The organism is Nocardia sp. NPDC004722 (assembly GCF_053601505.1).
The window spans coordinates 1-1,218 of the sequence record NZ_JBSGBY010001094.1 but is presented as its reverse complement, the minus strand read 5'-3'; the positions used below and the strand labels follow the sequence as shown (position 1 = coordinate 1,218).

At 68.4% G+C, this 1,218-nt stretch carries 1 protein-coding gene; it reads right to left on the bottom strand.

What is annotated here, in order from left to right; all coding sequences use genetic code 11:
• Nucleotides 1-1,188: alpha/beta hydrolase domain-containing protein (locus ACWELQ_RS45985; RefSeq protein ID WP_452403241.1), on the bottom strand; the 1,188-nt coding region annotated here is incomplete at its 3' end.
• Nucleotides 1,189-1,218: the final 30 nt, after the last annotated feature.

The window sequence follows — 1,218 nt, the reverse complement described above, 5'->3', positions numbered from 1 at the left end:
GCCGCCGCCCTCCTGGCCGAGACCGGACAGCACCGCCAGCGGCACGTCCAGCCAGGGTGTGCGAATACCGCCCTCCGCGTTGCCGTGTCGGTCCAGCACCAGGTCCCCGGCATTCGTGGTGATCCGCTCGGCGTGTGCCGGAGCGGGTCCGCCGGCGGCCCATTCGGACAGTGCCGCGATGGCTCGCTGTACGACGTAATGGTGTTGGGGGCCGGAGTTGATCGGCTCGGGGAAGTCGACGCCGAGGGGATTGCGTCGCGGGGCCATCAGCTCGGCGAGTTCCGCAGGCGTCAGGGTGCCCGAGTCGGTGAAAGATGCTCCGACGGTGTAGGAGTCGGCGTGGGCGGCGCCGGGCAACTCCCAGAGTCGGAAACGGTCGGAGTCGGGCTGACGGGAATCGATCGAGCGCATGAGGCCGACCACGTCGGTCTCGGTCTGGAGCGTGAGGACCGGTGCGGTCGTGTCCGCGCGCACGCGGGTACTGCCGTCGAGTTCGTCGATTCCGTCCCAGCCGGTGAGTGTGGCGGGGCGGCCGGGACGGCCGTCGATGAGGTAGCCGTCGTACGGGGAGCCGTGCGGTGCAACGGCATTCACGAATGTCACGAGGGTCGCTGCGGATTGCGACTGCCCGGCCGCGAGCAGCTGCCGGGTTCCGGTCAGCAGCGTCCTGGCCAGTTCGCCTGCCTGCCGGTAGATGTCGTAGCAATAGGCGTCGCCGGGATGCGAGAGCTCCGCGTACCGCACCGGACCCGTTTCCTTCAGCGGCGGCAGCACGATCGTGTTCCAACTGCCGTCCTCCGCGGCCGCCGCCGCCATCACGCCGCCGCCGTGGATCGGCGCGTACTGCGCCGACACCCCGACCCAGGCCATCCTCTCCCGGATCAAATGCCGATGTGCCAGTAGCCAAATCGGCGGCGCGTCAGCCCCTGAGGACGCGTTGAGCCATTCGACGACAGCCGTTCCGGAATAGCCCTCGACCGGGCGATACACCACAACCCTGGTCGTGAACGGCGCCTGCCCGTCCGGCTCGGACGCCCACTCCCCGTCATCGGCGGCCGCCCCGATCAGCCGATAGGACACGGCATTTCCGGACAGGAAGTACTCCTCGGCGACGTACCCGACATCGGCCAGCGAAAAGAACGTCGAGATCAGGTTGATCGCCCCGCCGACCGGACCACTATGCCCCATCCCGAAACCCTAACAATCGCTTGGTTGTTC